This window comes from uncultured Phyllobacterium sp. (assembly GCF_902479695.1).
GTDB classification, from domain to species: domain Bacteria; phylum Pseudomonadota; class Alphaproteobacteria; order Rhizobiales; family Rhizobiaceae; genus Phyllobacterium; species Phyllobacterium calauticae.
The window spans coordinates 19,182-27,184 of the sequence record NZ_CABSQF010000055.1; the positions used below are offsets into that span (position 1 = coordinate 19,182).

The window sequence follows — 8,003 nt, forward strand, 5'->3', positions numbered from 1 at the left end:
ATCATCAGCGCCTGTCGACGCGCTCCAGGAAACTCAGCACCGCCCCATTGAACAGTTCCGGCCTCTGCAGCGGGGCAAAATGGCTGACGCCGGGCAGGCCGATCAGTTCGGCGCCGGGAATGCTGCGGGCGAGATAGGCAGCGTGTTCGGGTTTGATGAACTCGTCATGCTCGCTCTGCACGATGGCAACAGGCACGCGGATTCTGCCGAGATCGGCGGTGGTATAATTGGGTTCGGTCTGCATCATCAGGCTGACCGCGCCGACAAAAGCGTCGAAGTCATCCGGCGTTGCCGAGAGCGCGGCGTAATCCTTCTTATGGCGGGCAAAACACCGGTCGATCACTGGCGTCGGAACGAATTCCCGGGTGCCGCTCGGATCCATGTTGCAGCCGAAGAAGAAAACACCCGTGACGCGATCCGGCTTTTGGCTGGCAAGCACCAGCGCAATGCAGGCACCGTCGCTCCAGCCGACTAGTGCCGCTTTTGCAAGCTGCAATCTATCCATCAAAGCGAGAACATCCGACGCCATCAGGTGATAGGTATAGGGCCGCTCGTCCCGCGTGCTGCGACCATGGCCGCGGCTGTCGATGACGATGACCCGGCGGCCGGAATGGACCAGGGCCGGAACCTGAGACCCCCAGTTGCCGCTGTGACCGAGGCCGCCATGCAGGAGGATCACCGGAGCGCCGGAGCCGTAGGACGCATACCAGATCCGCGCGCCATCATGCTCGACATAGCCTTCACCGCTTGCCGCGGGCAAAGGCGCCGCGCCATCCGCCTCGAACATCGTCAGATCGTCGTCCTTGAATGTCATGGTGCCCCCAGTCGGAACAAGGCTTCAATGGGCAAGGCTCGACACGCCAAGCAGCTGATGAACCGTTTCATCGTCCCTGGACAACTGCTCCGACGAGCCGTCCCAGACGATGCGCCCGCGTTCGAGAATAATGACACGTTCGGCAAATTCCAAGGCGCTCTGGATGCGCTGCTCCACCAGGAGGATCGTCATTTCACCGCTGGAAGCGAGGCGTGAAAACGCCGCCATCAGTTCCTCGCAGATAACCGGCGCCAGTCCTTCCAGCGGTTCGTCCAGAAGCAGCAGGGAAGGGCGGCCAAGGATGGTGCGGGCCGTGGACAGCATCTGTTGTTCGCCGCCTGACAGTTTTGAACCGGAATTGGTGCGCCGTTCGTACAGGCGCGGAAACATGTCATAGGCTTCCTGCAATGCGCTGCGCGGCCTGCCCTTCAGCCCGACGAACAGATTTTCCTCCACCGTCAGCGATGGAAAAATCGCCCGCGACTGCGGAACGAAACCGAGCCCGCTCCAGGCGCGCGCGGCGCTGTCCATTGCGGTCAGGTCGCTGTTGCCGAGTTTGATGGTCCCGTCATAGCGCTTCGTCTGTCCGGCAAGCGTTGCGAAGAGTGTCGTCTTGCCGACGCCGTTGCGGCCGAGCACGGCCACGCGTGACCCGGCTGCCGCGGTGAAAGAAATATTCTCGATCACCCGCGTCGGGCCATAGCCCGCGCACAGGTTTTCCACTTCAAGCTGCGCTGCTGGCATGGGCATAGCTCCCCAGATAGGCTTCGCGCACCCGCGCATCTTCGGTCACGTCGCGTGGCGAACCATCAAAGATGACCGCCCCGGCAGCCAGCACCACGACGCGCTTGGCAAAGCGGAAAACAAGATCCATGTCATGCTCGATCATCAGCACCGCGAGATCGTCGGGCAATTGCGCAAGCGCATTTTCGATCAGGAACGTATCGCTGTGCGGCACGCCCGCCGCCGGTTCATCCAGCAGCAGCACCTTCGGGCGCAGCGCCATCGCCAGGGCAATTTCCAGGAGGCGCTGCTGGCCATAGGCGATCGCGCCCACCGGCACGGATGCAAGCGCACCGAGATTGAGCGTTTCAAGGATGCCGCGCATTTCGCGCATGACCTGCGGCATGGCATGAAAATTCCCGGCCATGCGCCCGGATTTGCCCTCGCGCTGCAGGATGGCCAGCGCCACATGCTCCTCAGGCGTCATTTCCGAGAACAACCGGGTGACCTGAAAGGAACGCACGAGCCCGGCACGCACACGCCGCATCGGACTGAAGCGGGAGATATCCTCGCCGTCCATCAGCACCCGTCCGGAACTCGCCTGCAGGTGCCCGGTCACCAGATTGACGAAGGTGGTTTTCCCCGCGCCGTTCGGGCCGATCAGCGCCAGCCGGTCTCCCCGTGCCATGGACAGCGAAACATCCCGGGTGACATCCAGCCCGCCAAAGGATTTTTTCAGCCGTTCGACTGCAAAGACCGCACTCATGGATTGCTCCTTGCAAAACGTCTGGCGAGATCTGCCGCCGTGCCATAGAGCCCCTTCGGCGCGAAGAGCACAACGGCAATCAGCAAGGCGCCGACAATGGTCAGCCAGTGAAACGGATTGGCGGCGGAGACCACATGCTCAAACCACATGAACACGACCGTGCCGGCAAGCGCGCCAAAGAGCGAGCCCGCACCGCCCAGCACCAGCATGACCAGCGCCTCGGCTGAGTTGGTGAAGCTCAGGCTGTCGAGCCCGACGACCTGCGTTGACACCGCATTGAGCGCACCGCCAATGCCGGCAACGGCGCCCGATATCACATACATCCTGATCAGGCTCGCCTTGACCGAAGCGCCCATGGCGCTGACGCGGACAGGGTCCTGGCGGATACCGCGGCACAGCATGCCGAAGGGCGAGCGCACGAGGATACGCAGGAGAACAAAGACAGCGATGAGCAGGACGATACCGAAGACGTAGGCCGTCCGCCCCCAGAGATCGAAGGCAAAGAGCCCAAGCAGCGGATCGGGTGCGATGCCGGAAAGGCCGTCGCTGCCGCCGGTATAGGTGGACGCCTTGTTGGCCGCTTCATGGAAGAGGTGAATGACCGCAATGGACAGGACCAGTTGGGCAAGGCCATGGCCGCGCAGGATGACGACGCCGGAGACAAGACCGGCAACGGCTCCGGCGATCGCGCCAATACCGATCATGCTCAGCGGTTCGGTGATGCCAAAGGTGACGGCAGCAATGCCTGCCGCATAGGCCCCCGCACCGAACAGCGCAGCATGGCCGAGGGTTGCAACACCGCAATACCCCGTGACGAGGTCAAGCGACAACACCAGCAGCATGATGGCGATGATGCGGGTCAAAAGTGCCAGATTGTCCGGAAACAGGACGTAGCCGCCGATAGCAGCCAGGAGGATGACGGCAACGCCGATAAGATCACGCTGCCATGGTCTGCCCGTGCGGACAGCCGGAGCGGCGGACGGGGAGATGTCGGTGGCACTCATGTCATTTCGCCCTTCCGAGAAGGCCGCGCGGAAACACCCAGACGATGGCAATCACCGCGAGATAGAAGAAGAATTCGCCATATTCAGGCACGAGATAGCGTCCTGTCGTGTCGATGGCGCCAAGCAGAAGGCAGGCAATGAGGGCGCCCGGAATGGAACCGGCACCGCCGACCGAAACGACAACGAGGAAGGTCACCATATAGCGCAGCGCATAATAGGGCTCGACGGGCAAAAGCTCCGCACCGATCACGCCGCCGAAGGCAGCAAGCCCCACAGCGAGCGCAAAGCTTGCGGCATAAACGATCCGCGTGCGCACGCCGAGCGAAGCGGCCATGGCGGTGTTGTCGACGGAGGCGCGCAGCTTGACCCCGAACGAGGTGCGCTCGATGAGGAACCACAGGCCGAGCGCCACGGCGACGCCGCAAGCAATGGCAAACAGCTTGTGGGCGGCGATGGTGCGGAAACCGAGATTGACCGGACCCTGCAGGGCGGCGGGAAGGGGAATGGTTTTCAATGTCGGGCCAAAGACATAATTGGCGAGGCCGATGACGCAGAAGGTGATGCCGATGGTCATCAGCACCTGCGTCAGTTCCGGCGCGCCATAGATGCGGCGATAGAGGAAGCGCTCCAGCGGAATGGCGATGACGATCGTGCCGATGACGGCGAGAATGATGGCAAAACCGTAGCCGAGGCCCAGATCGCGCGCCGCATAGGACGCGATATAGCCGCCGATCATGGCGAAGGCGCCATGGGCAAGGTTGACGACGCGCATCAGCCCCATGGTCACGGACAGGCCGATGGAGATGATGAAAAGCACCATCCCGTAGGCGAGCGCATCGACGCCTATGCTGAAGAAAACCTGCATCAGATCATCCCGGTCACGGAAAGAAGGCTATCACCCCCCTCTGGGCTTCCGCCCAGCTCCCCCACAAGGGGGGAGATCACCTCGACATCTGCACGTGTACTGACTTTGCGATGTCTCAGAACTGACTGAAACAGTGATGCAGGCTGATCTCCCCCCTTGTGGGGGAGATGTCCGGCAGGACAGAGGGGGGTGCCTGAATCAGATAAATTTCGCATCGGCTATCGCCTACTTGGCCGCAGCCAGACCGGGGTCGGGCTGTTTCTCGAACGTCTTGATTTCCTTGTTGTAATAGGCGCCGTCGCTGCCCTTGGCGACTTCGCGCAGATAGATGTTCTGCGTGATGTGCCTGGTTTCCGGATCAATGGACACCGGACCGCGCGGGCTTTCCCAGGCAAGACCCTTCACCGCATCGACCGCCTTCTTGGCATCCTGCTTGCCGCCGGTGGCTTCGATCATCTTGTAGATCACATGCATGCCGTCATAGGCGCCGACTGAAGGGAATGAAAGTTCTGCCGGATTGCCGATGGCCTTGCGCGCGGCCTCGACAAAGGCCCTGTTCTCGGGCGAGTCATGCGCAATGGCATAATGGAACGTGGTGAGGATACCGAGCGCCGCATCGCCAAGCGCCGGCAGATCGGATTCCTGCGTCAGATCGCCGGGCGCAAGGAATTGGACACCTGCTTCCTTCAGGCCATTTTCATTGTAGGCTTTGACAAAACCCAGCGTCGTCGGGCCCGACGGCAGAAACGCAAAGACCGCCTGCGCCCCGGAATTGCGCACGCGCTGCATGACCGGGCTGAAATCATTGGTCGACAGCGGCATGCGGATGGATTCGACAACCTTGCCGCCTTCCTTCTCGAAGGTGGTCTTGAACGCGTTTTCCGCATCCACGCCCGGCCCGTAATCGCTGACCACGGTGATGGCTTTCTCGATACCGCGCTCGCGGGCAATTTTGGCCATCGGCGCGGACGTCTGCCAGGTGGTGAACGATGTGCGCACCACATAGGGGCTCTTGGTGACAATGGCCGAGGTCGCGGCATTCATGACCACCAGCGGCACATTGGCCTGCTGCAGCAGCGGCGTGACAGCCATGGCATCGGGGGTGAAATAGAAGCCCGCGAGATACTGCACGCCTTCCTTCACCACCAGTTCCTGTGCCAGCGCCTTTGATTGCGCGGGGTCAGCCTGCGGCACGTCGCGATACAGCACTTCGATGGTATCATTGCCGATCTTGTTGCCATGGGTGGCGATATAGGCGTCAATGCCAGCCTTGAAGTTCTTGCCCTGAATGGCGAACGGGCCCGAGAACGGGCCGACCACGCCAATCTTGATCACATCGGCATAGGCCACGCCGCCAAGCAGGACGGCTGCCGCTGCAGCCAGAATAAGCTTTTTCATCATTCCTCCCTTTGATCCCCTGCCGGCCAGATCATTCTCCTCATCTGGTCCGTTTGGAATGTTTCGTTCAATGTCTCATACCGGTTGGTAATGTAAAATGAAAACTATGCGCTATTGCATAATCCCTGAGTTATGATTGTTCCGGTGACTTGCCGCTTCCGAGCCCCGTTATGGAAGACAACAGGCTGCCCGTCGCCTGCTGCGATGTCGCTGATGCCATGACCATGGACGGCAGGATCATCCACTCCAGTGTCCAGGCCGCGCCGGACCGCTCCTGCTCGTGCACCAGCGCCTGGTGCATGCCGGAAAGCTGCGTGGCGTTGTAGCGGGCGAGTGTGACAAGCAGTTCAGCCTGAACCGGATTCTGCTTGTGCGGCATCGCCGATGAACTTCCCCCGCCACGAAGGCTGATCTCGCCGCCGGATTGTGCAAGCAAGGCAATATCCTGCCCGATTTTTCCCAGACTGCCCGTCACGAGCGCAAGGAAACCGGCGAAATCTGCGATACGGTCGCGCTGGCTGTGCCACTGCGGCGCGTCATGCAGGCCGAGCGCCGCGGCAAGGCGCTGCCGAACGGCATTCGCCTTATCGCCAAGCTTTTCCAGCGTGCCCGCTGCACCGCCCAGTTGAATGACCGGAAAAGCCCGGGTGAGAAAGGTGAGCCGTTCCCTGTCGCGAAACAAGGGTGCCCGCCACGCGTCGATGCGGTCATGCACGGTGATGGGGATAGCCGCCTGCATGCGTGTATGCCCCATCAGGCTGTTTGCGCCAAAGGCAGCCTCGAGCCGATCCAACCCCGCAATCACATCGTCCAGCCCCTCGGCAAGACAGGCAATGGCAGGCTTCAGCCGGATCATCAGGCTCGTATCGATGACATCCTGACTGGTTGCGCCGAAATGCAGGGCGTTCCGATGGTCCTCGGGAATGACAGCCCGCAGCTGCCGCACCAGTTCCGGCACGACGACACCGTCGCGGGCGGTCGCGGCCTTCAAGGCCATCATATCAGGCACGAAAGACCGGCAGGCTGTTGCAATTGCCCGCGCGGCATCGGCGGAGATGACCGCTTCATCCGCCTGTGCCTGCGCCAGTGCCGCCTCGAAATCGAGCATCGCGGCAATATCGGCGCTGGCGGAAAACCAGTCCGTCGCCGCTTGCGCGCCGAGAAGGCCGGAAAGAAACGGATGATCGAAGGGCGAGATACTCATCAGTCAGATATCGAAGAAGACAGTTTCCTTCTCCCCCTGCAGATGGATATCGAAATGGAAGGTCGAACCATCCTTACGGGCGAGAAGCGTCGGCACGCGGTTGCGGTGCTCGATGCGCTGCAGCACCGGGTCTTCGGCGTTCGCGGCCTCTTCATCAGCGAAATGCAGGCGGGTCTGCAGACCGATATTGATGCCGCGCGCCACGATCCACAGCGTCACATGCGGTGCCATCAACCTGCCGTCCTTATAGGGCACACGGCCGGGCCTGATCGTCTCGAACACATATTCGCCGGTTTCCATATCCGTCGGGCAGCGGCCCCATCCGGTGAAATTCACATCGGCTGTACCGCGCATTTCCGAGGGGCTGTTGTACAGTCCCGCAGCATCCGCCTGCCAGATTTCCACCAGCGCATCGCGCAGCGGCGTGCCGGTCCCGTCAAAAATCCGGCCGCGCAACGTGACGTGTTCACCCAGCGTCTTGTCATTGACCATGGCAACACCAAGATCGGTATCGTAAACGCCCGTGATCCCCGAGAAATTCGGCGTGCAGCCGATATGCACATAGGGTCCCGCCGTCTGCGACGGCGTTTCCTTGAGAAAACCCAGAGACTGAACCATCAATTGCCCTCCAGGCGGTTCTCGAACAGCGTGGAACGGCGGCCGCGCAGCACGATATCAAACTTGTAGGCGCGCGCATCCATGGGGATGGTGTTCTGGCGGTCGAGCGCGGCGATCAATTGCTCGATGGCCGCCTTGTCGGGGATCGATTTGACGATGGGGCATTGCCAGATCATCGGATCGCCCTCGAAATACATCTGCGTGATCAGCCGCTGGGCAAATCCGTGCCCGAAAACGGAAAAATGGATATGGGCCGGACGCCAGTCATTGACGCCGTTCGGCCAGGGATAGGCGCCGGGCTTGACCGTGCGGAACCGGTAATAGCCATCCTCATCCGTGATGGTGCGGCCGCAGCCGCCAAAGTTCGGATCGAGCGCCGCGAGATAACCCTCGCGCTTGTGGCGGTAGCGGCCGCCCGCATTGGCCTGCCCGAATTCGAGCAGCGCACCCCCCCCCCCGCGACCGCGCCCGTCCCCCACCCGGCCCTGCACGAAGAAGCGCCGGGCGGGGGCGCCTTTACCCACCCCGGGAAAATTGTGGGTCAGGGCCGCCTCCCGTTCGCCGGGCCGCGCCGGGACGAACACCCGGCCCGGGGATTCCGACCCGGCGTT

The 8,003-nt window shown here is 61.9% G+C and carries 9 protein-coding genes; all 9 read right to left on the minus strand.

Annotated features, from left to right (window positions below; translation table 11 throughout):
• Positions 1 to 4 precede the first annotated feature (4 nt).
• Positions 5 to 814 (minus strand): alpha/beta fold hydrolase, encoded by an 810-nt coding sequence (locus tag RDL77_RS22095; RefSeq protein ID WP_288194724.1) that lies wholly within the window; start codon positions 812 to 814, stop codon positions 5 to 7.
• A 24-nt stretch (positions 815 to 838) separates the two neighbouring features.
• Complete coding sequence (locus RDL77_RS22100; RefSeq protein WP_223615890.1) at positions 839 to 1,558, minus strand: ABC transporter ATP-binding protein; 720 nt, start codon at positions 1,556 to 1,558, stop codon at positions 839 to 841.
• A complete protein-coding gene (locus tag RDL77_RS22105; RefSeq protein WP_288194725.1) occupies positions 1,539 to 2,303 on the minus strand; it encodes an ABC transporter ATP-binding protein in 765 nt (254 codons plus the stop codon). Before RDL77_RS22105 ends, RDL77_RS22100 begins: the two co-directional genes overlap by 20 nt.
• A complete protein-coding gene (locus RDL77_RS22110) occupies positions 2,300 to 3,307 on the minus strand; it encodes a branched-chain amino acid ABC transporter permease (protein WP_288194726.1) in 1,008 nt (335 codons plus the stop codon). Before RDL77_RS22110 ends, RDL77_RS22105 begins: the two co-directional genes overlap by 4 nt.
• A 1-nt stretch (position 3,308) precedes the next feature.
• Positions 3,309 to 4,172: a branched-chain amino acid ABC transporter permease gene (locus RDL77_RS22115; protein ID WP_288194727.1), complete on the minus strand. Its 864-nt coding sequence runs from the start codon at positions 4,170 to 4,172 to the stop codon at positions 3,309 to 3,311.
• 225 nt (positions 4,173 to 4,397) lie between these two features.
• Positions 4,398 to 5,570: an ABC transporter substrate-binding protein gene (locus tag RDL77_RS22120; RefSeq protein WP_223615894.1), complete on the minus strand. Its 1,173-nt coding sequence runs from the start codon at positions 5,568 to 5,570 to the stop codon at positions 4,398 to 4,400.
• A 130-nt stretch (positions 5,571 to 5,700) separates the two neighbouring features.
• Positions 5,701 to 6,774, minus strand: coding sequence for a 3-carboxy-cis,cis-muconate cycloisomerase (locus tag RDL77_RS22125; RefSeq protein ID WP_288194728.1), 1,074 nt, complete (start codon positions 6,772 to 6,774; stop codon positions 5,701 to 5,703).
• A gap of 3 nt (positions 6,775 to 6,777) precedes the next feature.
• Positions 6,778 to 7,392 carry a protocatechuate 3,4-dioxygenase subunit alpha gene (pcaG, locus tag RDL77_RS22130; protein WP_288194729.1) on the minus strand — a complete coding sequence of 205 codons (615 nt, stop codon included), beginning with the start codon at positions 7,390 to 7,392 and terminating at the stop codon, positions 6,778 to 6,780.
• Positions 7,392 to 8,003 (minus strand): protocatechuate 3,4-dioxygenase subunit beta (locus RDL77_RS22135; protein WP_288194730.1); only part of this gene is annotated, 612 nt, incomplete at its 5' end. The genes RDL77_RS22135 and pcaG, both read right to left, overlap by 1 nt.

What these genes read in the sequence shown, in the direction of transcription:
- RDL77_RS22105 (WP_288194725.1), bottom strand. Translation starts at nt 2,303, where the DNA reads ATGAGTGCGGTCTTTGCAGTCGAACGGCTGAAAAAATCCTTTGGCGGG.
- pcaG (WP_288194729.1), bottom strand. Translation starts at nt 7,392, where the DNA reads ATGGTTCAGTCTCTGGGTTTTCTCAAGGAAACGCCGTCGCAGACGGCG.
- RDL77_RS22095 (WP_288194724.1), bottom strand. Translation starts at nt 814, where the DNA reads ATGACATTCAAGGACGACGATCTGACGATGTTCGAGGCGGATGGCGCG.
- RDL77_RS22115 (WP_288194727.1), bottom strand. Translation starts at nt 4,172, where the DNA reads ATGCAGGTTTTCTTCAGCATAGGCGTCGATGCGCTCGCCTACGGGATG.
- RDL77_RS22125 (WP_288194728.1), bottom strand. Translation starts at nt 6,774, where the DNA reads ATGAGTATCTCGCCCTTCGATCATCCGTTTCTTTCCGGCCTTCTCGGC.
- RDL77_RS22120 (WP_223615894.1), bottom strand. Translation starts at nt 5,570, where the DNA reads ATGAAAAAGCTTATTCTGGCTGCAGCGGCAGCCGTCCTGCTTGGCGGC.
- RDL77_RS22110 (WP_288194726.1), bottom strand. Translation starts at nt 3,307, where the DNA reads ATGAGTGCCACCGACATCTCCCCGTCCGCCGCTCCGGCTGTCCGCACG.
- RDL77_RS22100 (WP_223615890.1), bottom strand. Translation starts at nt 1,558, where the DNA reads ATGCCAGCAGCGCAGCTTGAAGTGGAAAACCTGTGCGCGGGCTATGGC.